Source organism: Roseococcus pinisoli (assembly GCF_018413645.1).
Classification (GTDB): Bacteria; Pseudomonadota; Alphaproteobacteria; order Acetobacterales; family Acetobacteraceae; genus Roseococcus; species Roseococcus pinisoli.
In genome coordinates this window covers 651355-676693 of the sequence record NZ_JAHCDA010000002.1, presented here as the reverse complement: position 1 = coordinate 676693, position 25339 = coordinate 651355, and the positions used below count along the sequence as shown (strand labels likewise).

The 25339-nt window shown below is 68.6% G+C and carries 27 protein-coding genes and 1 tRNA gene; 10 read left to right on the top strand and 18 right to left on the bottom strand.

Features of this window, described 5'->3' with window-relative positions; all coding sequences use genetic code 11:
* Window positions 1-6 precede the first annotated feature (6 nt).
* The 3 genes from KHU32_RS11925 to KHU32_RS11915 are packed head-to-tail and all read left to right on the top strand — an operon-like array spanning window position 7 to window position 4540.
* Window positions 7-795, top strand: coding sequence for an SDR family oxidoreductase (locus KHU32_RS11925; protein WP_213670308.1), 789 nt, complete (start codon window positions 7-9; stop codon window positions 793-795).
* On the top strand, window positions 789-2882 hold the full coding sequence (locus KHU32_RS11920) for a hydantoinase/oxoprolinase family protein (RefSeq protein ID WP_213670307.1): 2094 nt from the start codon (window positions 789-791) through the stop codon (window positions 2880-2882). The genes KHU32_RS11925 and KHU32_RS11920 overlap by 7 nt, the downstream gene beginning before the upstream one ends.
* Window positions 2882-4540 (top strand): hydantoinase B/oxoprolinase family protein, encoded by a 1659-nt coding sequence (locus tag KHU32_RS11915; protein WP_213670306.1) that lies wholly within the window; start codon window positions 2882-2884, stop codon window positions 4538-4540. The genes KHU32_RS11920 and KHU32_RS11915 overlap by 1 nt, the downstream gene beginning before the upstream one ends.
* Before the next feature lie 43 nt (window positions 4541-4583).
* Here KHU32_RS11915 and KHU32_RS11910 read toward each other — a convergent pair whose 3' ends face one another.
* The 5 genes from KHU32_RS11910 to rlmB form a co-directional block, all read right to left on the bottom strand.
* The gene (locus KHU32_RS11910; protein WP_213670305.1) at window positions 4584-5219 is read right to left on the bottom strand and encodes an HAD hydrolase-like protein; all 636 of its coding nucleotides are present in this window, start codon (window positions 5217-5219) and stop codon (window positions 4584-4586) included.
* Window positions 5220-5226: 7 nt separating this feature from the next.
* Window positions 5227-6687 carry a glycerol-3-phosphate dehydrogenase gene (gene glpD, locus KHU32_RS11905; protein WP_213670304.1) on the bottom strand — a complete coding sequence of 487 codons (1461 nt, stop codon included), beginning with the start codon at window positions 6685-6687 and terminating at the stop codon, window positions 5227-5229.
* Between the two features lie 36 nt (window positions 6688-6723).
* A complete protein-coding gene (locus KHU32_RS11900; protein ID WP_213670303.1) occupies window positions 6724-6948 on the bottom strand; it encodes a hypothetical protein in 225 nt (74 codons plus the stop codon).
* A 100-nt stretch (window positions 6949-7048) separates the two neighbouring features.
* A complete protein-coding gene (locus tag KHU32_RS11895; protein ID WP_213670302.1) occupies window positions 7049-7813 on the bottom strand; it encodes a 2-keto-4-pentenoate hydratase in 765 nt (254 codons plus the stop codon).
* A gap of 4 nt (window positions 7814-7817) precedes the next feature.
* Entirely contained in the window at window positions 7818-8588 is a 771-nt protein-coding gene (gene rlmB / locus KHU32_RS11890) for a 23S rRNA (guanosine(2251)-2'-O)-methyltransferase RlmB (protein ID WP_213670301.1), read from the bottom strand.
* A gap of 67 nt (window positions 8589-8655) precedes the next feature.
* Here rlmB and KHU32_RS11885 point away from each other — a divergent pair.
* The 5 genes from KHU32_RS11885 to KHU32_RS11865 all read left to right on the top strand — a co-directional run bounded on the left by KHU32_RS11885 (window position 8656) and on the right by KHU32_RS11865 (window position 10886).
* Window positions 8656-8727 (top strand) — tRNA-Thr (locus tag KHU32_RS11885).
* Window positions 8728-8949: 222 nt separating this feature from the next.
* Window positions 8950-9348, top strand: a complete 399-nt coding sequence (locus tag KHU32_RS11880; protein WP_213670300.1) for a cupin domain-containing protein — start codon at window positions 8950-8952, stop codon at window positions 9346-9348.
* Between the two features lie 70 nt (window positions 9349-9418).
* On the top strand, window positions 9419-9766 hold the full coding sequence (locus tag KHU32_RS11875) for a hypothetical protein (protein ID WP_213670299.1): 348 nt from the start codon (window positions 9419-9421) through the stop codon (window positions 9764-9766).
* 261 nt (window positions 9767-10027) lie between these two features.
* Window positions 10028-10336 (top strand): hypothetical protein, encoded by a 309-nt coding sequence (locus KHU32_RS11870; RefSeq protein WP_213670298.1) that lies wholly within the window; start codon window positions 10028-10030, stop codon window positions 10334-10336.
* A gap of 85 nt (window positions 10337-10421) precedes the next feature.
* Window positions 10422-10886, top strand: a complete 465-nt coding sequence (locus KHU32_RS11865) for a GNAT family N-acetyltransferase (protein ID WP_213670297.1) — start codon at window positions 10422-10424, stop codon at window positions 10884-10886.
* Between the two features lie 40 nt (window positions 10887-10926).
* Here KHU32_RS11865 and KHU32_RS11860 read toward each other — a convergent pair whose 3' ends face one another.
* The 3 genes from KHU32_RS11860 to KHU32_RS11850 all read right to left on the bottom strand — a co-directional run bounded on the left by KHU32_RS11860 (window position 10927) and on the right by KHU32_RS11850 (window position 12543).
* Window positions 10927-11430, bottom strand: coding sequence for a GNAT family N-acetyltransferase (locus KHU32_RS11860; protein WP_249680980.1), 504 nt, complete (start codon window positions 11428-11430; stop codon window positions 10927-10929).
* 128 nt (window positions 11431-11558) lie between these two features.
* Window positions 11559-11972, bottom strand: a complete 414-nt coding sequence (locus KHU32_RS11855; protein ID WP_213670296.1) for an NUDIX hydrolase — start codon at window positions 11970-11972, stop codon at window positions 11559-11561.
* Window positions 11962-12543 carry an LOG family protein gene (locus tag KHU32_RS11850; RefSeq protein WP_213670295.1) on the bottom strand — a complete coding sequence of 194 codons (582 nt, stop codon included), beginning with the start codon at window positions 12541-12543 and terminating at the stop codon, window positions 11962-11964. The genes KHU32_RS11855 and KHU32_RS11850 overlap by 11 nt, the downstream gene beginning before the upstream one ends.
* 168 nt (window positions 12544-12711) lie before the next feature.
* On the opposite strand from KHU32_RS11850, the gene KHU32_RS11845 reads away from it, so the two are divergent.
* Window positions 12712-13206: an ATP-binding protein gene (locus tag KHU32_RS11845; protein ID WP_213670294.1), complete on the top strand. Its 495-nt coding sequence runs from the start codon at window positions 12712-12714 to the stop codon at window positions 13204-13206.
* Window positions 13207-13241: 35 nt separating this feature from the next.
* Here KHU32_RS11845 and KHU32_RS11840 read toward each other — a convergent pair whose 3' ends face one another.
* Window positions 13242-14189, bottom strand: a complete 948-nt coding sequence (locus tag KHU32_RS11840; protein WP_213670293.1) for a GGDEF domain-containing protein — start codon at window positions 14187-14189, stop codon at window positions 13242-13244.
* Window positions 14186-18070 (bottom strand): hybrid sensor histidine kinase/response regulator, encoded by a 3885-nt coding sequence (locus KHU32_RS11835; protein ID WP_213670292.1) that lies wholly within the window; start codon window positions 18068-18070, stop codon window positions 14186-14188. The genes KHU32_RS11840 and KHU32_RS11835 overlap by 4 nt, the downstream gene beginning before the upstream one ends.
* Window positions 18071-18397: 327 nt before the next feature.
* On the opposite strand from KHU32_RS11835, the gene KHU32_RS11830 reads away from it, so the two are divergent.
* The gene (locus tag KHU32_RS11830) at window positions 18398-19012 is read left to right on the top strand and encodes an EF-hand domain-containing protein (RefSeq protein WP_213670291.1); all 615 of its coding nucleotides are present in this window, start codon (window positions 18398-18400) and stop codon (window positions 19010-19012) included.
* Window positions 19013-19063: 51 nt separating this feature from the next.
* Here KHU32_RS11830 and KHU32_RS11825 read toward each other — a convergent pair whose 3' ends face one another.
* The 8 genes from KHU32_RS11825 to phnG are packed head-to-tail and all read right to left on the bottom strand — an operon-like array spanning window position 19064 to window position 25302.
* Entirely contained in the window at window positions 19064-19738 is a 675-nt protein-coding gene (locus KHU32_RS11825; RefSeq protein ID WP_347265544.1) for a DUF1045 domain-containing protein, read from the bottom strand.
* Entirely contained in the window at window positions 19735-20868 is a 1134-nt protein-coding gene (locus KHU32_RS11820; protein ID WP_213670290.1) for an alpha-D-ribose 1-methylphosphonate 5-triphosphate diphosphatase, read from the bottom strand. The genes KHU32_RS11825 and KHU32_RS11820 overlap by 4 nt, the downstream gene beginning before the upstream one ends.
* On the bottom strand, window positions 20865-21563 hold the full coding sequence (phnL, locus tag KHU32_RS11815) for a phosphonate C-P lyase system protein PhnL (protein ID WP_213670289.1): 699 nt from the start codon (window positions 21561-21563) through the stop codon (window positions 20865-20867). Before phnL ends, KHU32_RS11820 begins: the two co-directional genes overlap by 4 nt.
* The gene (gene phnK, locus KHU32_RS11810) at window positions 21560-22348 is read right to left on the bottom strand and encodes a phosphonate C-P lyase system protein PhnK (protein WP_249680979.1); all 789 of its coding nucleotides are present in this window, start codon (window positions 22346-22348) and stop codon (window positions 21560-21562) included. The genes phnL and phnK overlap by 4 nt, the downstream gene beginning before the upstream one ends.
* Window positions 22345-23202 carry an alpha-D-ribose 1-methylphosphonate 5-phosphate C-P-lyase PhnJ gene (locus KHU32_RS11805; protein ID WP_213670288.1) on the bottom strand — a complete coding sequence of 286 codons (858 nt, stop codon included), beginning with the start codon at window positions 23200-23202 and terminating at the stop codon, window positions 22345-22347. The genes phnK and KHU32_RS11805 overlap by 4 nt, the downstream gene beginning before the upstream one ends.
* Complete coding sequence (locus tag KHU32_RS11800; RefSeq protein ID WP_213670287.1) at window positions 23199-24302, bottom strand: carbon-phosphorus lyase complex subunit PhnI; 1104 nt, start codon at window positions 24300-24302, stop codon at window positions 23199-23201. Before KHU32_RS11800 ends, KHU32_RS11805 begins: the two co-directional genes overlap by 4 nt.
* Window positions 24302-24871, bottom strand: a complete 570-nt coding sequence (phnH, locus tag KHU32_RS11795; protein WP_213670286.1) for a phosphonate C-P lyase system protein PhnH — start codon at window positions 24869-24871, stop codon at window positions 24302-24304. Before phnH ends, KHU32_RS11800 begins: the two co-directional genes overlap by 1 nt.
* Window positions 24868-25302: a phosphonate C-P lyase system protein PhnG gene (phnG, locus tag KHU32_RS11790; RefSeq protein ID WP_283771045.1), complete on the bottom strand. Its 435-nt coding sequence runs from the start codon at window positions 25300-25302 to the stop codon at window positions 24868-24870. The genes phnH and phnG overlap by 4 nt, the downstream gene beginning before the upstream one ends.
* Between the last annotated feature and the right edge of the window lie 37 nt (window positions 25303-25339).

Below are 25339 nucleotides of genomic sequence, written 5' to 3'. Positions count from 1 at the left end.
GGCGGTATGGATCTCGGTCTCAAGGGCAAGCGCGCACTGGTGATGGGGGCCTCGAAGGGCCTCGGGCGATCGATCGCGAATGCGCTGGCGGCGGAAGGCGCGGCCCTGGTCATCAGCGGGCGCGACCAGGCGAGCCTCGACGTCGCGGCGCGCGAGCTGGTGTCGCTCGGCGCGGCCTCCTGCGTGGGCATTCCGGCCGACGTGGCCGAGGGCGCGCAGATCGACGCGCTGGCCGATGGCGCGGTGAAGGCGATGGGCGGCGTGGACATCCTGGTCCAGAACCACGGCGGCCCGCCGCCGGGCCCCGCGCTGGAGCTGACCGAGGAGGCGATGGCCACCTGGTTCCCGCGCATCGTGCTGGCCCCGCTGCGCATCACGAACCGCCTGCTCCCCGGCATGCGCGAGCAGAAGTTCGGCCGCATCATCAATGTCGGCAGCACGGGCATGTTCCAGCCGATTCCCAACCTCGTGCTCAGCAACGCGCTGCGGGCGAGCGTGATGGGCTGGATGAAGACCCTCTCGGCCGAGGTCGCGCATGAGGGGATCACCTGCAACATCGTGGCCCCCGGCGCGATCCGCACCGACCGCAGCCTCGAGACGGCGGCCGGCCTCGCCAAGCGCGCGGGCAAGACGGTGGACGACGTGATCGCCGAGCGCAGCAAGACCATCCCCGCGGGCCGCTACGGCCTGCCGAGCGAATACGGCCCGCTGGTCGCCTTCCTGTGCAGCGCGCAGGCCGCCTACATCACGGGCGAGATCTTCCGCATCGACGGCGGCATGGTGCGCGGATGGTAAGCAACGCCCGCCTGGCCGTCGACATCGGCGGCACCTTCACCGACGTCGCCGTCGAGGCCGTCACCGACGAGGATCATGTCTCCCGCTGGACTGCGAAGGTCCTGACCACGCCGCACGCGCCGGAACTCGGCGTGCTGGAGGGCGTGCGGACCGTGCTGGCCAAGGCCGGCCTGCAGCCCTCGGACATCGTGCTGCTCATCCATGGCACCACGCTGGCGACCAATGCGCTCATCGAGCGCAAGGGCGCGAAGACGGCGCTGCTGACCACCGAGGGCTTCCGCGACGTCCTCGCCCTGGGCAACGAGAGCCGATACGACCAGTACGACCTCAACATCGAGCTGCCGCAGCCCCTGGTTCCGCGCCGCTGGCGCCTGCCGGTGCCCGAGCGCCTGGACAACACCGGCAAGGTCCTGCTGCCTCTCGACGAGGCGGCGGTCCGTGCGCATGTGCCCTTCCTGAAGGCCGAGGGGATCGAGAGCCTCGCCATCGGCTTCCTGCACGGCTTCGTGAACCCCGCTCATGAGAAGCGCGCGGCGGAGATCATCCGTTCGGAATGGGCCGACCTGCCCATCTCGCTGAGCTCCGAGGTGAGCCCCGAGATGCGCGAGTGGGAGCGCTTCAGCACCACCGTCGCCAATGCCTATGTGCAGCCGCTGATGGCGAGCTATCTCGCGCGGCTGGAGAAGGGGCTGCGCGCTGGCGGTCTGGCGGCACCCATCTTCCTGATGCTCTCGGGCGGCGGGCTGACCACGATCGAGACGGCCTCGCGCTTCCCGATCCGTCTGGTGGAAAGCGGCCCGGCGGGCGGCGCCATCTTCTCGGCCTATGTCGCGCGCCAGCGTGGCTTCGAGAAGGTGTTGAGCTTCGACATGGGCGGCACCACCGCCAAGGTCTGCCTCATCGACGACTTCGCCCCCCAGGCGAGCCGTACCTTCGAAGTCGCGCGCGTCGGCCGCTTCCGCAAGGGCTCGGGCCTGCCGCTGCGCATCCCCGTCATCGAGATGGTGGAGATCGGCGCCGGCGGCGGCTCGCTCGCGCATCTCGACAGCATGGGGCGCATCCAGGTGGGGCCGGAATCCGCCGGCGCCGATCCGGGCCCGGCCTGCTACGGCCGCGGCGGCACCCATCCGGCGGTGACGGACGCGAACCTCACCCTCGGGCGCTATGACGCGGCGGCCTTCGCGGGCGGCTCGCTCGCCCTGAAGACCGCGCCCGCCGAGGCGGCACTGGTCGAGCATGTCGGCAAGGGGCTGGGCCTCGAGGCCGGCATGGCCGCGCTCGGCGTGGTCGAGATGGTGGACGAGAACATGGCCAATGCGGCCCGCGTCCATGCCATCGAGAGCGCCAAGTCCTATGACGGCCGTGCCGTCATCGCCTTTGGCGGCGGCGGGCCGGTGCATGGCTATCGCGTGGCGGAGAAGATCGGCGTGAAGCGCCTGCTGGTGCCGAGCGGCGCCGGCGTGGGCTCGGCCATCGGCTTCCTCCGCGCCCCCGTCGGCTACGAGGTGGTGAAGAGCCTCTACACCCGCTTCGGCAGCTTCGATGTGGTGGGCGTGAACGCGCTGCTGGCCTCCATGAGCGAGGAAGCGTCGAGGGTCGTGGCCGAGGGCAGCTTCGGCGCTCCCACGGCCGAGCATCGCATCGGCTACATGCGCTATGTGGGGCAGGGACATGAGATCGCCGTCGTCCTGCCCGTGCGCCCGCTTACCGACGCCGATGTCGCGGAGATCCGCGCGGCCTATGACGCGGAGTACACGCGCTTCTACGACCGCCCGGTCCCCGGCTCGGATGTCGAGGTGCTCAGCTTCGCGGTCACGGTCGCGACGGTGCTGGAGGGGGTCGAGCCCGCGGCCGAGGTCGCCGATGCGCCCGCCCCCGCGCCCATCCGGGTGCAGCAGGTGCGCGACACGGCGACGGGTATCGTCGCGCCCTGGAATGTCTACGACCGGACGGCGATGAACCCGGGCGCCACCGTGCCTGGCCCCTGCATCGTGGCCGAGGACGAGACGAGCACGCTGGTCGGCCCCGGCTGGAGCTGCCGGATGGACGGCCTGGGATACCTGGAACTGACGCGGGGAGATGCGTGATGAATGCCCTCGAAAAGATCCAGCGCCAGATCCAGTGGAACCGCCTCATCGCGGTGGTCGAGGAACAGGCGCAGACGATGATCCGCACCGCCTTCAGCACCACGGTGCGTGAGGCGGGCGATCTTTCGGCCGGCATCTTCGATCTTGAGGCGCGGATGCTGGCACAGGCCGTCACCGGCACGCCGGGCCACGTCAACTCCATGATGGAGAGCGTCGGGCACTTCCTGAAGAAGTTCCCGGCGGCCGGCATGAAGCCGGGCGACCACTACATCACCAACGATCCCTGGCTCGGCACCGGGCACCTGCACGATCTCACCGTCGTCACCCCAGCCTTCCGCAACGGCAAGATCGTCGGCCTCTTCGCCAATACCGCCCATATCATCGATATCGGCGGTCTCGGCATGGGGCCGGAGGGGCGCTCGGTCTTCGAGGAAGGCCTCTACATCCCCATCGTGAAGTGCTTCGACCAGGGGCAGCCCAACGAGACCTTCTTCGACTTTATCCGCGTCGGCTCGCGTACGCCGGTGGAGCTCGAGGGCGACATCTATTCGCTCTGCGCCTGCAACGACGCCGGCGCCAAGCGGCTCGTCGAGATGATGGACGAGTATCAGATGGAGGGCCTGGACGACCTGGCCGGCTTCATCTTCGACAGCAGCCTCGCCGCCACCGAGGCGGAGATCGCGAAGCTCCCTAAGGGCCAGGTCTGGCAGGCGGAGATCCGGTCGGACGGCTACGAGGCGCCGGTCACCCTCAAGGCGGCCATGCGCGTCGAGGGCGACAAGATCATCGTCGACTATGCCGGCACATCGGGCCTTTCGACGCGCGGCATCAACGTGCCGCCGGCCTATTGCCGCGCCTATTCCTGCTTCGGCATCAAGTGCGTCGTGGCGCCCGAGATCCCGAACAACTGGGCCAGCCTTTCGCCCTTCGTGATGGAGATCCCCGAGGGCACCATCCTGAACGCGCCGCGCCCCTATCCGGTCAGCGTGCGGCATGTGGTGGGCCAGCTGCTGCCCGACCTCATGATGGGCTGCCTCGCCCAGGCGGTGCCCGATCGCGTGAATGCCGAGGGCAGCTCGGCCCTGTGGAACCCGCCGCTGCGTGGCGGTGCGCAGGTCAGCGGGCAGGACGCCGAGGTCGAGGACTTCGAGATCATCACCTTCAATTCGGGCGGCACCGGTGCGCGCCCGACGAAGGACGGCCTCGACGGCATCGCCTTCCCCTCGGGCGTGCGGACCATGCCGGTCGAGGCGACGGAGAATGTCGCGCCCGTGATCTTCTGGAAGAAGGAGCTGCGGCCCGACAGCGCCGGCGCTGGCAAGACGCGGGGCGGCTTCGGCCAGATCATGGAGATCGGCGCGAAGAAGAACGCGGAATTCGCCGTGAACGCGATCTTCGACCGCGTGGCCAATCCGCCCAAGGGCCGCTTCGGCGGCGGGGTGGGTGCCAATGGCTGGGTCGGGCTGGACGATGACAACGGTACCGTCCTTCGTTCCAAGGGCTTCCAGGTGGTCCCGAAGGGGCGGCACCTGCTGCTCCTGCTGCCGGGCGGCGGCGGCATGGGTGATCCGAAGCAGCGCGACCCGGCACTTGTGGCGCGCGACGTGGCGGACGGGTTGATCAGCCCGGCCGAGGCGAAGCGCCTCTACGGCGCCTGACGGCGTTCCCCCGGGGCCGCGTGAGGCCCCGGGATCGCCTGCCTCAAGGCTCGCTCAGCAGGTCTTCCATGCGATCGACCAGGAAGTCCGGCTGCGCCGCGGCGAGGGTTTCCCGTGCGGCATAGCCCCAGGTGACGGCGACAGCGCGCGCGCCCACGGCGCGGGCGGCCTCGATATCCCGTAATTCGTCGCCCACGCAGAGCGTCCGGCCCGGCTCCGCGCCGGCCTGCCGGATCAGTCGCCGAAGCTTGCGCGCCTTGCCGAAGAGCGCGGCGCCGCCCTCGAAGTGGCGAACATGCATCGCGCTTTCGCCGAGGATGCGGCGGATATTCGCCTCGGAATTGGAGCTCGCGACGGCCAGCGGCGCCCGTGCGGCCATCCGCCGGAGCAGCGCCGGGGTGCCGGGGAAGAGCGGGATGAGCGCCGCATCCTCCGCCACGCGCCGGCGCAGGTGCCGGGCGATGAAGGGAAGCTTCCAGCGCGCGACGCCCAGGAAGCGCAGGATGGAGGCCGTATCCATCCGCCGCAGCCGCTCCATTTCAGCCTCATCGACCTCGCGGAACTCGAAGCGCCGCGCGACCTGGTTGAGCTCCTGGGCGAACCACGGCGCGCTATCCGCGAGCGTCCCGTCGAAATCGAGAATGACGAGGCTCGGGCGAAACGCGGAAAGGTCGGGCATGCGGGCGTCAGCCGCCCATGGCGGTGCCGACGAGATCCCGTTCGCCTCGCGTCATGTGCAGCCCGAGCTTGGTGCGGCGCCAGAGCACATCCTCGGCGGTGAAGGCCCACTCCTCGCGCCGCATCCAGTCCAGCTCCGCCTCGGTGAGGCCGGCGGCCAGGGTCTCGCCCGGCCCTTGGGCGAAGACACGGGGCAGATCGCTGCCATGGGTCCGCACCAGGCGGGGCAGGGTGGCGGGGTCGAGGAGGGGCAGGGCCCGCGCCATCTCGCGGGCGAATTCCGCGCGGCCGAGGCCGCCCAGATCGCCGCCCGGCAGCACGGCGCCGGCCGTCCAGCCTGCGCCAGCATGGCCGAGGGCATGGCCGATCTTGCCCGCGGCCTCCTCGGCCAGTCGGCGGTAGGTGGTGATCTTGCCGCCATAGACGCTCAGCAGCGGCGCGGCCTCCTCGTCGAGCTTCAGGACATAGTCGCGGGTCACGGAGGAGGGATCTGCCGCGCCGTCGTCGAAGAGGGGGCGGACGCCGGAATAGGTCCACACGATCTCGGCCGGCGTGATCGTCCGCCTGAACTGCGCCGAGACGGCGGCACAGAGATAGGCGGCCTCCTCCGGCGTGCAGAGCGGATGGGCGGGGTCGCCTTGGTGCGGCACGTCGGTTGTGCCGACGAGGCTGAACTGGTCCTCATAGGGGATGACGAAGACCACCCGCCGGTCGTCATTCTGCAGGATGAAGGCGTGCTCGCCGTCATAAAGGCGAGGCAAGATGATGTGGCTGCCCCGGATCAGCCGAACCGCGCCGGGCTTGCGCGCATGCGCCAGGTCCAGCGCCTGCTGTACCCAGGGCCCGGCGGCGTTCACGAGGCCGCGCGCGCGGACATGCTCCTCCGATCCGTCAGGGCCCCGAAGCGTGACCTCCCAATGGTCGGCATGGCGGGTCGCGCCCTCGAAGCGCGTGCGCGGGCGGATATCGGCCCCGCGCGAAGCCGCGTCCCGGGCGTTCAGGAGGACAAGCCGGCTGTCCTCCACCCAGCCGTCCGAATAGGCGAAGGCGTGGGTGATCGCGGGCTTCAGCGCCGTGCCCATCGGATTGCTGGCCGTACGGAAGGATTCAGCGCCAGGCAGCGAGGTCCGCCGGGCGAGGTGGTCGTAGAGGAAAAGGCCCGCCCGGATCATCCAGCGCGGCCGCATCTCCGGCCGGTGCGGCAGGACGAAGCGCAGGGGCCACATGATATGGGGCGCCATGCGCATCAGCACCTCGCGCTCCCCCAGCGCCTCGCGCACGAGCCGGAACTCGTAATGCTCGAGGTAGCGCAGCCCACCATGGATCAGCTTGGAGGAGGCGGAGGAGGTAGCCTGGGCCAGGTCCCCCTGCTCAGCGAGGAGGACGGTATGGCCGCGTCCGCTCAGGTCGCGGGCGATCCCCGCGCCATTGACGCCGCCGCCGACCACCAGGATGTCGAAGCTCCGCATTCCCGGAGGATGAGGGCGGGCGTGCGGAATGGGAAGTCAGGCGTGGCCGACGGGGCCCAGGCTCTCGAGATTCGTGGCCCGGACGACCGACGCGAAGAGCCGCAAGGCATCGGGCCCGCCGCGGTCCCGCAGGGCGCCGTCTTCCATTTCCAGGGCCAGGAGCTCGGCATGCTCGGCCAGCATCTCGGCCGCGCGGCGCAACGCCTCCCGGGCGAGGACGAGCTGCAGATCGTCCGGCATCTGCTTCCAGTCGGGCGGCATCGGATGTTCCATCGCTTTGCCCGCCCTTCTGGCGGTGGTCACCAAGCCCAACGGCGCGTCGGACGCCGTAGGCCTAGCTGGCTGGCCTTAACAAAGGCTTTCAGGAAAAGCGGACCAAGACCTTCCCAAGTCCTTCGAAAGCCACGACGACCTCGCAGGGGCCATCGAGCCAGATCGGCGGCGTGACGGAGCCGAGCCAGACGACCTGGCCCTTGCGTAGCCCGCCGAAGACCTCGGCTGCGCCCGAATTGGCCAGCCAGGCCAGCGCCTCCATCGGGTGGCCCAGCAGGTCGCGCCCATGGCCGGCGCCCTTGGAGACCCCGTCCACCGTCAGCTCGCCGCGCATGGCGCCCAGGTCCAGACTCCGCCAGTCGGCATGCGGCGTGCCCAGGACGCCTGCGGCATGGAACACCTGGTCGGCGATGAGCGTGGGCGTGCCGAGAATGGCGAGGTCGCCATAACGCTTCTCGACGATCTCGATGGCGGGAAAGACCTCGGCGACGGCCGCCGTGGCCTGCTCCCGGGTGGTGGGGCCGAAGGGCAGATCGGCGCCCAGGCGCACGCCCACCTCGCATTCGACGCCCACGTTCAGGAAGTCCTGGAAGGGCAGGGTGACCCCGTTGGCCTTGAGACTGCTGGCGGGCACGAAGCCCGCGGCCGGATGCGGAAGGCCGAGATAGTCCTGCATCTGCTTGGTGGTGGCGCCGATCTTGAAGCCGGCGGGTGCCTCCGCACCCAGCAGCTCCGCGACCTGCCGCTGGAGGGCGTAGCCCTCGGCTAGGCTTTTCGGGGCCCGGGCCTCGAGCGGCGCCAGGATCTGCTTCGACGTCCTCGCCTTGACGATGAGGTTTGCCGCTTCACTCATGCGATTACTCCCTTGCCAGTTCGTAGAGGGCGACGGCGGCGGCGGCGGAGACGTTCAGGCTCTCCATGGCGGGGCGGATCGGCAGCCGCACCAACTCGTCGCAGTTTTCGCGCGTCAAGCGGCGCATGCCCTCGCCCTCGGCCCCGAGCACGAGGGCCACGCGGCGGCCCTTCAGGCCGGACTGCGCCAGCGTCACCGGGCCGGCGGCTTCCAGCCCCACCACCCAAAGGCCGGCCTTCTTGAGGAGGTCGAGCGCGCGGGCGAGGTTCACCTCGCGCAGGACGGGCACGGTCTCGATCGCGCCGGAGGCGGCGCGGGCCAGCAGGCCAGTCTCATGCGGCGCATGGCGGTCCTGCACGACGATCGCTGCCGCGCCGAAGGCGGCAGCCGAGCGCAGGATGGCGCCCACGTTGCGGGCATCCGTCACCTGGTCGAGCACCAGGACCGGGCCGGTCGATTGCTCGAGCACCTGCTCCATGGAGGGGGGCTCCAGCGGATCGGCCAGAAGCGCCGCGCCCTGATGGATGGAATCGGGCGGCAGAAGGCCATCGAGCCGGGGCCGCTCCACGATCTCGGGCACCACGCGCCAGGGCGGCGAAAAGCGCTCGGCCAATTCCTGCTCGGCGCCGCGCGTCACGAGAAGCCGGCGCAGCCGCCGTTCCGGATTGGCGAGCGCCGCGGAAACGGCGTGCAGGCCGTAGAGCCAGGTTCCGACTTCGGCATTGGAAGCGGCATCCGGCGTGGAGCGATGGCGGGGGCGGCGGTGTTGGCGCATTCCGTCATGAAGCGCGGGCGGGCCAAGCTGGCAAGCGGTCGCGGCCTGCTTTAGAAGGCTCCGGCGCGCCGGGTTAGCTCAGCGGTAGAGCAACCGCCTTGTAAGCGGTAGGTCGTCGGTTCAATCCCGACACCCGGCATGTGCATACCAGGAACCCTGGGTTATTCCAAGGGTTTCAGCCAAATCAACGGCTTACATGGCGTCCGGTGGTACACACGGCCTGGGCAGTCCTCGCCCATGTCGCAATTGGATGCTGGGAAAAGGGACCCGGAAGGGAGCACCTTATCCCTTCGCGCGAAAATTCCGTAGGTGGCGTGACGCCACTGGCCATAGCTTCTCCGCCCGCTCGGAGAGTGAGCCAATGCGCCTCCTGCCATACCTCGCTGCGCCGCTCCTGATCGCCTCGGTCCCGGCGGGAGCGCAGGAACCGGCCAGGCCGACGCTGCTTCTGCGTGAAACCATCGCCGGCATGCCGCGGGGCGAGCGGCAGGAAGTCCAGGTGCTCACCGCGACCATCGCTCCTGGCCAGAGTACCGTGTTCCACACCCATTCCTTTCCGGTGACCGTGTTCGTGCTGGAAGGCACCTTCACGCTGGATTTGCAGGGGCGCGGGACGGCGGTGGTTCCGGCCGGGCAGTCGATGATCGAGCCTCCGAACGTGCCGATGACCGGGCACAACCGCAGCGTGACCGAGCCAGCCCGGGTCGTCATCTTCTACGTCGCTGATCCAGGCACGCCCTTTCTGCATCCGGTGCAGTGAGATCACCCACCTTGGTCGGGATGCCGCGATCACCAGCAGGGGCTTTCAAACCGCGGTTCGGAGCCGGACGATGACGAGCAGCACTCTCACGACACTCCCCGATGGTACTCAGTTGTGGTTCGACCGGAACGGCGAGCTTCACCGCGATGACGGTCCGGCGGCCCACCACCCGAATGGCTCGCAGGAATGGTGGCAGCGCAACAAGCTGCATCGCGTCGACGGTCCTGCCGTCATCCATTCGGATGGTGCCGAGTGGTGGTGGCTATGGGGCCAAGATATCACCGACAAAGTCCATGCATGGATCGGCGAAAAAGGCCTGCCGCCTTGGCGGGAATGGGGCGACGACGAGAAGGTCGCGTTTGAGATCCGGTTCGTAGGGGGCTTACCAAGGCGCGGGCGCGATCTTGCCTCGGACTAAATACGCCCTGTCCACGGAATGCCTGCGGCGAAGGTGTCTCATCCATATCTCGCATTGCCCCGATTAAGCATCATCGTGGGCCGGGAACATGCTCGCCGGCGCCGTCGCGGCCTTCAGCGGGTGATCCGACGATCACGCCCATCGCCCGATAGCGGAAGCCTTGCCGCCAAAAGGATTTGGGCACCTGCCGTGCCTCGCGCATCTCAGGTGAGGCGGCAGAAACCCCTTGGCATCTCATGCCGAAAGCTTAACCTAAGCTGAATGAGTGACTCGGCCATCATCACCTGCACCGTGAGCAACGCGCAGCCTTGCGCCAGCAAACACGTCTTCGCCCTGGTAGACGTGCATCTGGATGTGGATGGGGTTTGCTTCATGATCCGCGGCGTCCAGGCAAGGCATTTGCCTTCCGGCGGCACCTCGATCCATCTGCCGACCTACAAGGACGCTGGGGGCATGCCGCAGCCCGCCATCGAGCTTCCCGAGGAGCTAAAGCAGCCCTTGTGTGACGCCGTATTGAGCTTCCTCGTGGAGGAACGCCTCGCCCGAACCAATCCATATCTCGCTATCTGAGCCAGACCCGTCCGACACGGGAGGCAAGACCACGCAGGAACCTGTCTGTTAGACGCTGGCTCGACATCACCGGAAGAACTTGCCCATGCAGACGCAGATCGCCGCCGTGTCGGCCCATCCGGAACTCGCTCCCTTGGTGGCGGGATGGCGAATGGAGGCCTTCGGCCGGCCCGGTGGCCCGACGGTGGAGGAGATGACGGCCTCTATCTTGTCGCCCCCTCAGGGTCTCGAGGAAACCTTCGTGGTGTTCCGGGACGGCCGACCGGCGGGGACGGCCGCCATCGTGGGGGATGACCTGGACGCCCGACCGGACCTCGGGCCGTGGCTCGCCTGGGTGTTTGTCGATCCCGCCTTTCGTGGCCAGAACTGCGCGAGCGAACTGGTCCGGCACGCCGAGGGCTTCGCGGCGGCGGCTTCGGTTCCCGTCCTTTGGCTCCACACGGCGGCAGCGGAGGGGCTCTACGGGCGCCTGGGTTGGGAGAGGGTCGGCACCGAGCAGGACCATGGGAAGCCGGTTGTGTTGATGCGGCGTGATCTGGGCCGGATCTGAGACGACCGGTCGCGTCTCGTAACCCCGGGGCGCATCAGCCTCACGCCAGCTTGCGGACCATGAAGCGGGCGGCCTGCTCGTAGCTGTTGAGCTTTTCCGTCAGCGCCGGATTGTTCTCGACGGCGAAACCCAGGCGTTCCCAGAACGGGATCGAGCCGTTCACCGCGACGAGGCTCATGGAGGCAAGGCCGCGGCTGCGCGCGTGTTCCGCCATCGCTTCCACGATCAGACGTGCCGCACCGAGGCCTCGCGCCGCGGGAAGCAGCGCGAGGTCGTGGAGATAAAAGGTATCAGCCTCCGGCGGCATGCGCTGGAGCAGGGCGTTGAGCGCCGGCGCCGTACCCGAGTGCCAGGGATGGCTGACGAGGTAGCCGCAGGCGCGGCCATCGCGCTCCAACAGGTGCATCCCGTCCGGATAAAGCTGCATTCTCTCGGTGAAGACGGCCGGGTCCTCAGGAAATGAGGGATGTACCTGCTCGGCCATGGCGACGATGACGGGGAGGTCCAGCGGCGTCGCGGCACGCCAGGGCTGATCTGCGCACAATGATTTCTGCTCCGCTCTGCGGCCGGGAGCATATTCCCGGGAGACCGCCTGGAGAAGGCGCCGGGGTGCCACCCGGACAGGGCGAACTATTCCGCGCTGCTCTCCGGCCTATCGGCGTTGGTTTCCGGTTACGGGCGCCGCGCGAGCATCCGAACGGCCTGCCTGGTCGCCTCCGTCAGCGGGGCGGGCAGGGCGTGCAGCGGGAACCAGCCCAGATCCGACAAGGCTTCGGGCTCCATGACCCTCGCGTGCCCTTCATAAGCCTCGATCAGATAGACGGGCGCGACCCAGTGCTGATGCCCTTCGCGATCGATCTGGTCGACGACGCAAAGCAGGGTCTCAGGCGTGATCCTGATGCCGAGCTCCTCCGATATTTCCCGGGCAACGGCTTCGGGAACGGTCTCGAACGCGTCGACCTTGCCGCCGGGAAGCCCCCAATGACCGGCCTCCGGATCGCGCCGGCGCCGCACGAGGAGGAGCTTGCCATCCACCAGGATGGCCGCCCCGCAACCGACCCGTGGAAGGATCGGCTCAGCGCTCATCCCGGCCGATCCACTTCGGCTGGCTCGGAACGCGATAGGTGGAAAGCCGGTCGAGCAGCGTGTCGGCGCGGTCGGCGACAAGCAGCATCTCCCGATGCACCGGCGCCAGGAAACCCTCCGCGACGACATGATCGAGAAAGGTCAGGAGCGAATCATAGAAGCCGTGGACGTTCAGCAGCGCGCAGGGTTTCGCGTGGCTGCCGAGCTTCGTCCACGTCCAGACCTCGAAGATTTCCTCGAAGGTTCCGATGCCCCCGGGCAGGGCGATGAAGGCATCGGACAGCTCGGCCATCAGCGCTTTGCGCTCATGCATCGAGCTCACGATCCGCAGGTCCTTCAGGCCGGTATGCGCCACCTCCCGGTCGACAAGGGCGTGCGGGATGACGCCGATCACCTCGCCGCCCGCGGCTTGCGCCGCATCGGCCACCGCACCCATCAGGCCGACGGCGGCGCCGCCATAGACCAGGCCGATATTCTGTTGGGCCAGGAGGGTACCAAGGGCCTGAGCCGCCTCCCGGTATTCAGGGACCTGTCCCGGGCTGGAGCCGGAAAACACGCAAATACGCTTCATTTCTGTCCTTTAGACCTCATGCCGGGCAGTGATCCAGAGGCCGGTGGTCCGCGGCTTTCGAAGGTCACCACACCCGCTGGCTGTTCAGGGGAGGCCTCGATGCAGGTCGGCCAACGCCATGCGGGAAGTTCCGAAAGCCTATGGGGAATGAAGTAAGGTCGGAGCCTGATGAAGCACGTCGTATTCCTGAGCGGCCCGATCGGAACGGGGAAGACCACCCTCGGACAGGCCCTCGCCGAACAACTGCAAGGCCATTTCATCGATGGCGACGATCATGCGGATCCTTCGCGCCCCTGGTACTGCTCCATCCTGCAGACCAGTCGCGCGATCATCCGGACCGGCCTGGAGCGCCTCGAGGAAAGGCCCTTGCTGGTGGTCGCCTATCCGCTGAGTTGCGCCAACTGGATCTACTTCCGCCGAAAATTCGGTGATGCCGGTATCCGGCCTCATTTCGTGAGCCTGCGGGCATCCTATGCCTCGATCATCTCGGATCGGCGCGGCCGGGCCTTCGACGAGGACGAGCGCCGGCGAATAAGGGTCATGATCGCCGAGGGCTACGGCGAGCGGCCCTTCAGTGATCTCATCCTGGATACCGACAAGGCGGATTTTGCGGCGACGCTCGAAGAGCTACGGATCGCTATTCTGCGAAGGATCGTCGCCTGAGGCCCAACCTTGGCCGAGGGGCAACACTTCGCGCATCAGACACCCTGCTTGCCACGCTCCCCAGCCAGGGCGAAGGCACTGTGCGCGAGCTGATTTCTTCCCCGTAGCTTTGCCTCGTAAAGCAGGCGATCAGCCTGTTCGAGAAGCGTCAGCCTGAAGTCGTCGTGGCTGGTTCCGGCGATCATGGCAGCGCCGATGCTGACGGTCAGGACGGGCGCCGTCGTCGAAGCCGCATGCGGGATGCGCAGATCGACAACGCTGCGCCGGAACTGTTCCGCGAGTTCGGTGATGCCGTGCCCCTCCGGGGCCAGCAGCGCGAATTCCTCGCCGCCGTAGCGCGCCGCGACGTCGTAAGGCCGCCGGGCATGCCGAGCCAGCAACTGGGCCACCTGGCGCAACGCCTGGTCGCCGACGACATGGCCGTAGCGGTCATTGTAGAGCTTGAAATGGTCGATATCGATGAGGGCAAGGCCGATCGTGGTGAAGGACCGCGCCGCATGGCGGCAGGCACGATCCAACGCCTCGTCGAAATGGCGGCGATTGGCGATGCCGGTCAGCCCATCACGCTGCGCGACCCGCTCCAGCTCGCGCTTCTGCAGCGCCAGATTCACGAGATTCCGGACGCGGGCGATCAGGATGGCGGGGCGGATGGGCTTATGGATGTAGTCCGCCGCGCCGAGACGCAGGCCGAACTCCTCATCGGCCTCCGAATTCTGGCCGGTGATGAAGATGACGGAGATCCCGGCGGTCTGCTCCTGCGAACGCAGCGCTGCCAGGACCTCGTAGCCGCTCACCCCCGGCATCGAGACGTCGAGGAGGATGAGCGCGATGCGATCCGCATCCTGCCTCGCGCGCTCCAGGGTATCCGCGCCGTCCCGGGCCAGCAGGATCCGGTAGTCGTTCTGCAGCAGCTCCGCGAGCATGTTGCGGTTCAGGCGCTCGTCATCCGCGATGAGGATCGTGGGGCGGTCATCGTTGCTCATCGCGCGGCGCTCGAACCCTGGCGGGGAAGGGTGGCGGATAGCCGCGCGAGCGAGACCAACGCCTCGTCGAGGCGGAGGTCGTCGACTTCCTCGCGGATACGGGCCAGCAAGGATGCCTGCACCGGGTGGCGCAGATGGCCGGCGAGACGCTCCAGGATGGCCACGGCCGCGTAGTCGCCGGTTGAAATCAGGGCGTGAAGATCGGGAAGGAGGTCCAGTACCGCGGCGGGAAGCGGCTCGAAGAGGCCGTCCTCTTCCGGGATGCCTGCCCGGGTTGCCCGCACTTCGTCGAGAAGCAGGCGCAGCTCCTGGGCGAAGACGGGAAGGGCCTGCCGGACCGTCTCCGTCTCGCCGAAGCGCGCGGCGTGCTCGATCCTCTCGGCCTCCGTGCCGAGGCGGTCCGCGCCGAGATAGCCGAGCGACCCTTTGAGCATGTGGGTCAGCATGGCGGCTTCGGTCAGGTCGCTTCCGATGGCCAGGGCTTCGCATTGCGCCGGCGCGCCGGAGAAGTCGCGCAGAAAGCCGTCCAGCAGCCGGACCATGCGCCGGGAGCGGATGCCGAAGCGCGCCTCGATGGCGGAGAGGTCGATCCGCGATGTGGCCGCGGCGGGTTGCTCCAGAATGGCTTCCGGGCTCTCGACAAGGGAAACCGGTGCAGGGGCCGGGCGTGCCGCGATCGCATGGGCGAGGACGTTATAGAGGGCCTCCTCGTCGATGGGCTTGGCCAGATGGGCATTCATCCCGGCATCCGAGACGATCGAGCGGTCCTCCGCCCGGGCCTGTGCCGTGAGGGCTATGATCGGCAGGCCCGCCCATTCGGGCCGCCGGCGGATGGCGCGCGTGGCTTCCAGCCCGTCCATCTCCGGCATGTGGACGTCCATCAGCACGGCGTCGAAGGTGCTTTGCTCCAGACTTTCCAGGGCTTCCCGGCCGTTATTCGCGGTGGAGACGATCACCCCGGCGAGCTCGAGGAAATCCGTCGCGACCTCGCGGTTGAGGGCATTGTCGTCCACGACCAGCACGCGCCGCCCGGACAGGACATGGCCGCCCCCCGTGGCGATCCGGGGCATCGGCGCGGTCTCCGCGCCAGCCGGCGGCGCGAGGGGGCGCAGGATCTGGATCAGGGTATTGAACATCACGGATTCGGTGATGGGCTTGATCAGCAGCCCCTGGAGGCTGAGCTCCTCGGCGCGTTTCAGCACCTCCTCGCGGCCATAGGCGGTCACCATCAGCACCGCCGGCATCTGGGCGAGGTGCTCCTCCTCGCGGATGCGCCGCGCGACCTCGAGGCCGTCCATGCCCGGCATGCGCCAATCCATGAGGACGATCTCATAGGGCCTGCCCAATCGGCATCCTTCCCGAAGGGCATGGAGGCCCTCGATCCCGGAGGCGGCCGCATTCACCTGCATGCCGAACTCCCGCAGGATATCGGACAGGATTTCCCGGGCGCTGGCATTGTCGTCGACGATGAGCACCCGCGCCCCGACGAGGGCCGAATGCCGCAACGCCTGGGCCGTCGCATGGTCACGCAGCAGGGCAAGCCTGTTGGGCAGGAGGAAGCGGAAGGTGCTCCCCTCGCCAGGGACGCTTTCCACGCTGATGCGCCCGCCCATCAGGGTAACGAGGCGGTGGCAGATCGCGAGGCCAAGCCCGGTGCCCCCATAGCGCCGCGAGGTCCGGGCCTCGGCCTGGGAAAAGGGGCGGAAAAGATAGCCGATCTGTTCGGGCTGGATGCCGATCCCGGTATCGCGCACCGAGAAGGCGACCATCTCCCCTTCCTGCGTCTGCGGGGAAGGCGGCACGAGGTCGGCGCTGATGACGATCTCGCCGATATTCGTGAACTTCACGGCGTTGCCGACCAGGTTGGTCAGCACCTGACCAAGCCGGAAAGGATCGCCGCGCAAGCGCCGCGGCACGTCGGGCGCGATCGCATAGGCGATCTCGATGCCCTTTTCTTCTGCCCGGGTGGAGGTGACGGCGGAAACGGTCTGCAGGACCTCATCCAGGTCGAAATCGCTGAAGTCGAGCGCCAGCATCCCGGCCTCGATCTTGGAGTAGTCCAGGACGTCGTTGATGATGCCGAGCAGCGCCTTGGCCGAGACGTCGATCTTCTCGAGGTAGTTGCGCTGCTTCGGGGAAAGGTCGGTCTGCTGAACCAGCCGCGCCATGCCGATCACGGTGTTCATGGGGGTGCGGATCTCGTGGCTCATCGTCGCCAGGAAGTCGGATTTCGCCCGCTCACCGGCCTCGGCGGCCTCCTTCGCGAGCTGTAGCTGCTGCGCGACATCCCGCTCGCGGGTGATGTCCAGCATGATGCCGTCCCAGACCGTGCCGGCCTCCGCCGAACGAGGCGCGGAACGGCAGCGCATCCAGATGACGGAGCCGTCGGGCTTGCAGGCCCGGAACTCGCAATCGAACACGGCACCCGAAGTGCGGGACCGCTCGACCTCCAGCAGATATCGCGCGACGTCGTCGCGGTGGATGGCGTTGAGAAAGGCGCCGCGATTGGCCACGACCTTCTCGGGCGGCACGCCGATCAGTTTCTCGATCCCGGCGCTGATATAGGTCAGGCGATATTCGGCGACCGCGTCGAGCTCGAGGCGATAGATTGCGCCATTCGGCAGATTGTCCGCCAGAGCGAGGAGCTGGGCCCGCGGCTCCTCCCGATCGGAGATGTCCTGGACGGTGCCGCTTAGCGCCACGATCTTGCCCGTCGCATCGCGCTGGGCCTCGCCCCGGATATAGGCCGCGAAGGGCATTCCGTCCGGCCGGTAATGGATCACGTCCAGCCCATAGGCTTCGCCTGTCGCCGCGCAGCGGGCGATGGCGTCGGATACCTTCTGGAAGCTCTCGGGCGCCAGCATCCGCTTGAGGTCATCGGGCGTCAGGGGCGGCCCGTTGGGATCGGCGCCGTTGATTTCGAAGAGCATGTCGGAGGTCGTGAAGGCGCCCGTCGCGAGGTCCAGCGTCCAGCTTCCCATCTTCGCGACGCGTTCCGCCCGGCGTAGCGCGTCGTAGCTCGCCTGAAGCGTCTCGGCCGCCCGTCGTGCCTCCGTGATATCCACGACGACGCCCAGCAGGCGGTTGGGCGTCCGCGGCGTCGCCGGCAGCATGCAGGCGGCGGAGGTGATCCAGCGTTCCTCGCCCGATGGCCGGATCAGGCGGAACTCGATCTGGCGGTCCTGTCCGCGCACCGACAGGTCGGAGATGCGCTCGAAGGTGATCCTGTTGACGTCCTGCGGATGCACCAGGGCCCTGAAATCGGCGATGCTGGCCATGCGCCCGGGCTCATGGGGCACGCCATAGATCTCGTGGCAGGTCCGGTCGCAGTGGAGGAAATCGGTATCGATATTGTAGTCCCAGACGCCGACGCCGCTGACCTCGTTGGCGAGGGCAATGCGCTCCTCCTGAGCATTGAGCTCCGTCTCCAGTCGGGCGACCTCGCTCTGGCTCCAGAGCAGGGAGAGCTGGTCCTCGATAGCGCGGGCGAATTGGGCCATGAGGCGCAGGCATCGCCCTTCGTTCAGGGATGAACCGCCGCCGATCGCGTCGAGAACGCCGAAGAGGGAGCCATCGGGCCAAGCGAGGGGATGACCCGTGTAACCGTCCGAGCCTTCCGCCGGCCCCGGCTTCTCGAGGTCTGTCAAAGTCATGGACGAATGAAGCGGCCGCCGGTCGCGCATGACGGCAGAGGCAAGGTGATCGGCCCGAATGTCACCGAACTCGCCCACCGGAGCGGTGCTCGTGAGCAGAACTCGGTGCCCATCCGGATGGGCCTGCACGAGGCGTGTGACGCGCGCCTCCATCCATTCCGCCAGAGTGTCCAGGCTCGGCTGCCACCCTTCGAGGGTCTCCGGGGAGATCGCTAGGCTGAACAGCATCAGAGTAACTCCGGGCGCAGTCGGATCGGCAGGCTGGAGGAGATAAGACGCATCCTATCGTTAAAATTCTATCCTTAGAAATTACCTTAGATCCGTCATTTAACTTCTGCGGAATTTTTCCACGTCAGATTTGAACGATGCTAACCAACCACAGCCAACTTCATATCGAACTCGAATCAACGCGCCGAGAAGGCGGAATTAAGGCACGGAAATCCCGTCACATTTTCTCACGAGAATGGTCTCGGATCGGCACGCGCCCGTTACATCGACCTGTCACCTTGCTGATTAACGGAGGCGCATCCCGCGTCACCGCCGACGGAGAAACCCATGAAACTGGCTCAGACCCTGGTGTTCGGTGCGGTGCTGCTCGGCAGCGGTGCAGTGCTGGCTCAGACTGCCGCCCCGGCCCCGGCAGCGGCGCCCCCCGCGGCGGCTCGCCCCGCGGCCCAGGCAGCGGAACGGCCGTCGCCCATGCTGCGGATTTTCGAGCAGATGGACGCGAACCACGATGGGCGCGTGACCTGGGACGAGGCCTGGGCCTTCGCGACCACGCGCTTCAACGCCGCGGATGCCGATCGCAGCGGCGGCCTGACCTTGCAGGAATTCGCGACGCTGCGCCTGCGGGACGGCACCGACGGGGCACGCCGCGCGGCGCGGCCGGAGCGGGCCGAGCGCATGGATCGCATGCGGGCGGCCATGTTCCGCAGCCTCGACGCCAATCGCGACGGCGTCGTGACGCTGGACGAGATCCGGCCCTTCGCCGAGGCGCGCTTCCGTGCGCTGGACGCGAATGGCGACAACGCGATCACGCGCGACGAACTGCCGCAGTGGCGTGGGCGGGAGGGCCGCGATCATGACCACCGCGGCCACCATCGCCGCCATGGCGAGCCTGCGACGCCCGCCACGCCGGCAACGCCAGCCACGCCGGCTCCGGCCCGCTGACGACGGGGCCGCGGGGCATCGCCACTTCGGCGGGCCCCGCGGCTTCCACCACTAGCCGCCCAGCCTGATCCTCTCCCCGATCAGGAAGGGCGCGCCTGGGGCGGCCTGCGTGTAGACGCAGACCGCCTCGACCTTGCGCGGCACGCCCGCGATCCCCGCGAAATGCGCCTCGGCCGCCGGCCGGTAGATGTCCCGCTCCTCCGGCGTCAGTCGGCGGGTCAGCGTCATGTGGAACTGCCACTCGCCCATGACATAGGGATAGCCCCAGCGGCCCAGCAGTTCCTCATGCGCCGCGCTGAGCTTCGCCTTGCGGCGGCGGGCCAGCTCCTCCTCGGTGGGCGGCGTGCGATGGGCGTCGAGCGCCTCCACGGCCGAATCCGCCAAGGCGTGCAGGGGCGGGCAGGTCTCCGTCTCCCGCAGGGCGAGAAAGCCCTTGAGGTCCTGCACCGAGAGCGGCGGCAGCTCAAAGGGCGCCATGGTGGAGGCCCAGCGACGGGTTTCCGCCAGCAAGGCTTCATAGCCCTGCGCCAGCCGGAAGGGCGGCTTCAGCGTCGCATGGAAGCCGTAGCCGCGCGGTTCGGCGGTGATCGCCTCCACCTCGGGCAGCCCGGGTTGGGCCCGTGCCTTGCCGGAAACGGCGTCGCGCCCGAGCCAGGCGCTCGCTGCATCATGCAGCGGGTCGTCCAGCTCCGGTGCGTAGTAGATCGCCGCGCGGTGGGGATTCACGCTACTCGCTCGCCGCCGCGCCAGACCTGGCGCACCACCGCCATGTCGTCGCGCTGCGTCACCCGCACGAGGTCTGCGCGCAGGCTCGGCACCAGCGCGCCGCGGTCGTCCAGCCGGCACATGGCGGCGGGCGCGGAGGTGATCATCGCGATCGCCTTCGGCAGCCCGACCTCCTTGGCGACCATGAAGGCGGCCTCGATCATGGCCGGCGGCACGTAGTCGCTGGCCAGCACGTCCATCGCGCCCGCCCGCACCAGCTCCATGATGGAGACGTTGCCCGAATGGCTGCCGCCCCGGACGATATTGGGCGCGCCGCCGATCACGCCGACGCCGATGCGCCCGGCCTCGATGGCCGCTTCCATCGTCACCGGGAACTCGGCGACGCGGATGCCGTCCTCGGCGTTGCGGCGGACCTGCTCAGGCTCCTCGTCGTCATGGCTGGCAAGCGGGATGTCGCGCCCGGCAAAGAGCGAAAGCACCCAGGCGCGCTGCTTCTCGCGCAGTTCGTCGCGCTGCGCGTGGAGCGCCTGGATGCGGCGCTCCACCTCGTCCTCGGTCATGCGCGTCTGGCGGATGCGCATGGCGCGGTAGCGCTGAAGGTCCCGGTACTGGCCCACGCCCGGCGAGTGGTCCATCAGGCTCACCATCGCGATCAGCGGGTGATGGGCGACGGGCTCCAGCGCACCCGGCATGTCGCGGGCCGGCAGCTCGCAGCGCAGGTGCAGCAGGTGCTCCGACTTCATGAGGCCGGAATCCGCCATGGCGGTCAGGTCGTCGACGCCGTCCCGGAAGGTCTGATCCCGGCCCTGGTCGAAGCCGAGGTCGCCCAGGCAGAGGGCATCCAGCACCGTGGTCACGCCGGCGGCCGCGCATTGCGCGTCATGCGAGACGAAGGCCGAGCGCGAAGGCCAGCGCGCATTGGCGCGCGGCAGGACCTGGCGCTCCAGATTGTCCGTGTGCACGTCCACCACGCCGGGGATCACGATGTCGCCGCCGCAGTCGATGGCGGAGGGATGCGCGCAATTCCCGGGCTGGATCTCGGCGATGCGCCCGTCGCGGAGCGTGAGGGTTCCGTCGATCACCGCCTCGGGCAGGACGAGGCGGGCATTGGTCCAGATGATTTCAGTCATGCGGCATCTTCTACGGGAAGGATTTCGTGCAGGCGATCCGCGACGCGGTCGCGCACCTCGATGTCATGGAAGATTCCCACAAGCGCCGCCCCGCGTGCCTTGGCTTCGTGGATCAGGCCGATGACCACCTCCCGGTTGCCGGCATCCAGGCTGGCCGTGGGCTCGTCCAGCAGCAGGATCGGGTAATCCGGCGCGAAGCCCCGGGCGAGGTTCACGCGCTGCTGCTCGCCGCCCGAGAAGGTGGCGGGCGGCAGGCCATGCAGGCGCGGCGGCAGGTTGAGCCGGGTGAGCAGGGTGGTGGCGTGCTCGCGGGCCGCCTCGGGATCCATGCCGCGGTCGATCAGCGGTTCGGCCACGACGTCGCGGGCGGAAACGCGGGGGATGACCCGCAGGAACTGCGAGACATAGCCCAATGTCTCGCGCCGGATCTCGCGGACCAGCCGCGCATCGGCGGCGGCGAGATCGGCCAGGCCGCCGCGATGGGCCACCATGATCCGCCCGGCATCGGCACCGTAATTGCCCTGCAGGCAGCGCATCAGCGTCGACTTGCCGGCGCCCGAGGGGCCGGTGAGGGCGACGCATTCGCCCGGCATCACGGTCAGCGCCTCGCCGCGCAGCACCTGAAAGCCGATGCCGCCCTGGAGGTGGAGGGTGAAGCCCTTGTTCAGGGCCTGGACTTCGAGGGCGGCGTTCATGCGGCAAGCACCGAGGAAACGAGGAGCTGGGTATAGGCGTGGCGCGGATCGTCCAGCACGCGGTCGGCGAGGCCTTCCTCCACGATGCGGCCATGGCGCATCACCACGATGCGGTGCGCGAGCAGCCGCGCGGCGCCGATGTCATGCGTGACGAAGAAGACGGCGAGGCCGAGCTGCGCGACCAGCCCGCGGATCAGGTCGAGCAGGCGCGCCTGCACGCTGACGTCGAGGCCGCCCGTCGGTTCGTCCATGAAGACCAGCCGCGGGTTGGTCACCAGGCAGCGCGCGATCTGCAGGCGCTGCTGCATGCCGCCGGAGAAGTTCTTCGGCGGCTCGTCGATGCGCTCGGGGTTCATCTCCACGCGGCCCATCCAATCGGCGGCCTCGGCGCGGATATGCGCGTAGTTGCGGTCCCCGGCGGCCATCAGCCGCTCGCCGATATTGCCGCCGGCGGAGATGCCCATGCGCAGCCCGTCGCGCGCATTCTGGTGCACGAAGCCCCAGTCGCTGCGCATCAGCCGGCGGCGGCCGGCCTCAGACAGCGCCTGTACGTCATGCGCCTCGCCCGCGGCATCGCGGTAGAGCACGCGGCCGGCATCGGGCTCCATGGCGCCCGCGAGCACGCGCAGCAGGGTGGACTTGCCCGAGCCGCTCTCGCCCACGATGGCGACGACCTCGCCCGGGAAGATCTCGACATCGACGCCGTCCAGCGCGCGCACCGCGCCGAAGCGCAGCTGCAGGTTGGCGGCTTCCAGAAGGGGCGCGCCCATAGGTTCCATGCTCATAACCCCTGGGTCTCCGCGCAATGGTCGGTGTCGGAGCAGACGAAGATGCGTCCGCCCTTGTCGTCGGCGATGATCTCGTCGAGGTAGCTCGTGGCGCTCCCGCAGGCCGAGCAGCGCTGCGGTGCGCGCACGGGCCGGAAGGGATGATCCTCGAAATCGAGGCTCTCCACCGTGGTGTAGGGCGGCACGGCGTAGATCTTCTTCTCGCGCCCCGCGCCGAAGAGCATCAGCGCGGGCGAATTGTGCAGCTTCGGGTTGTCGAAGCCCGGGATGGGCGAGGGCGACATGAGGTAGCGGCCGCCCACCATCACGGGATGGTTGTAGCTGCTGCCGCTCTCGCCCTGCTTCGCGATGTCCTCGTAGAGCTTCACCTGGGCGAGCGAATAGTCGCCCAGCGCATGCAGGCGGCGCGTCTCCGCCAGGCGCGGCTCCAGCCGGAAGAGCGGCTCGGGCATCGGCACCTGGAAGACCATCACCTGACCCTCCGTCAGCGGGCGCTCGGGGATGCGGTGGCGGGTCTGGATGATGGTGGCCTCGCCCGTGCGCGTCGTGGTCTGCACATTCGCGACACGGGCGAAGAAGCGGCGGATGGACACGGCATTGGTCGTGTCGTCCGCGCCCTGGTCGATGACCTTGAGCACGTCGCGGGGTCCAAGGATGGCCGCCGTCACCTGGATGCCGCCCGTGCCCCAGCCATAGGGCAGCGGCATCTCGCGTGCGCCGAAGGGGATCTGGTGGCCGGGGATAGCGATGGCCTTGAGGATGGCGCGGCGGATCATCCGCTTCGTCGCCTCGTCCAGATAGGCGAAGTTGTAGGCGTTCTCCGGCGCGTTCCGGGGCGTGATGGCGTTCATTCGGCGGCTTCCTGAACGGGGGCGGCTTCGCGATCGGCCTGCCAGCGCGCGCGGATGCTGCGGAGCTTTTCGAGCTCGCTCTGGAAGTCGACGTGGTGCGGCAGCTTGAGGTGCTCGACGAAGCCGGTGGCCTCGACATTGTCGGCATGGAGCAGGACGAATTCGGCGTCCTGCGCGGGGGCGGTCGCTTCCTCGCCCATCTCCTTCGACATGAGGGCGCGATCCACCAGCGCCATGGACATGGCGCGGCGCTCCCCATGGCCCATGGCGAGGCCGTAGCCGCGCGTGAATTGCGGCGGGTTCTGCGCGCTGCCGGCGAACTGGTTCACCATCTGGCATTCGGTGACCGCGATATCGCCGATCGAGATGGCGAAGCCGAGCTCGGAGGGGGCGAGAAAGACCTCTACCTCGCCCATGCGCAGCTCCGCCACGAAGGGATGCGCGTTGCCGTAGCCGCGCTGCGTGGAATAGCCGAGGCCGAGCAGGAAGCCCTCGTCGCCGCGGGCGAGGGACTGCAACCGCAGCGGACGCGGCGTCGGGAAGGGCAGGGGCTCGCGCGTCAGGTCTGGCGGGGCTTCGTCGCCGCCGGGCATGTCGCGGGCCATCAGCCCCTCGCGGGCCAGCAGCTCCGTCACGCGGGGCATGGTGCCTTCCGCGGCCTCGGCCTCCTCCGGCTCGGGCGGCGGTACGCCCTCGGCGGCGAGGGCGAAGTCGAGCAGGCGGTGGGTATAGTCGAAGGTCGGGCCCAGCACCTGGCCGCCGGGCAGGTCCTTGTAGGTGGCGCTGATGCGGCGCTGAACGCGCATGGCGCCCGTGTCGATCGGTTCGCAGGCGGCGAAGCGCGAGAGGGTGTTGCGGTAGGCGCGCAGCAGGAAGGCGGCCTCTATCAGGTCGCCGCGCGCTTGCTTGATGGCCAGCGCGGCGAGGCCCCGGTCATGGCAGGAGCCCTCGGCCATCACGCGGTCCACCGCGAGGCCGAGCTGCTCGTCGATCTGGTCGGCGGAGAGCTCCGGCAGGGCTTCGTCGCCGCGGCGACGCTGGCCGAGCCAGGCATGGGCGGCGGAGATGGCGGCATCGCCGCCTTTCACGGCCACATACATCAGCGGGCCTCCTCGATCAGGGTGGTGCGCGGAAGCGCGGCCAGGCGTGCCCCCGCGCAAAGGACGAGATCCACGCCGCAGGGGAAGCCCTTGCGATTGGCCGCCCATTGCGCGGCGAAATTCTCGGGCAGGCCCGAGGCGGCGAGCCGGTGCTCGTGCTCGATGCCCGGGCCGGTGAGGCGCCAGCCGGCATCCTCATTCAGGGCTTCGAGCTGAAGGATCAGCGTGGCGCTGTCCTGCGGCGTTTCGTCGGTGCCGGGATCCAGCGTGGAAAGCCGCGGCATGGCGCCGGTCGCGAGCAGGAACTGCGCCTTGCCAGCCTCGGCCACCAGCGGTGCGCCGGTGTGGAAGGCGATCCATTCGCGCGCCTCGCCCGTGGCGTCGGTCCAGACGGGCGTTTCCGCATCGGCTAGCGCCAGCAGCGCGGCGGCGGCGGCCGGGGCCAGCGCCTCCGGCAGGTCGGGCAGCGTGTCGCAGCGCTGGAGGCGGCCCGGCCGGGCCATGGCGTCCATCAGGGCCCGGAAGGTTTCCTGGGCGCCGAAGACGGGATCGTTGAAGGCGGGTTTCATCGCATGGCTGCCAGGGTTGAGAAGCGGACTTCGGTGGCGGCGGCACGCCGCGCGGTGAGGGAGGCGGCTTCGGCCTGCGCCTGGCGCAGCGGCTCGATGACGGTTTCGATCAGGGTCGGCCGCAGGGCGTCCTGCTGCAGGGCGGCGTCGAGCGAGGCGGCCAGTTCGGCGGCACGCTTGTCGCGCCCGAGGCGCCAGCAATGGCCGAGCGTGCCGTCCGGCAGGCTCACCGAGCAGCGCGTGACCGTGGCCTCGCCGAGGTTGAAGGCCGCGCCGTCGCCGCCGGCGCGCCCCCGCAGCATCGAAAGGCCGATCTCCGGCCCACGAATGATGCGATGCGCTGGCAAGGGCGGGGCCCCTGAGAGCTTGCTTTCCATATCCTCGGCCGAGGCTCGGGCGAGGATAGACATCCATGCGGAACGGTCTATCATTTGTATAGACGACTAAACATCCGACCGTGTAAGGTCA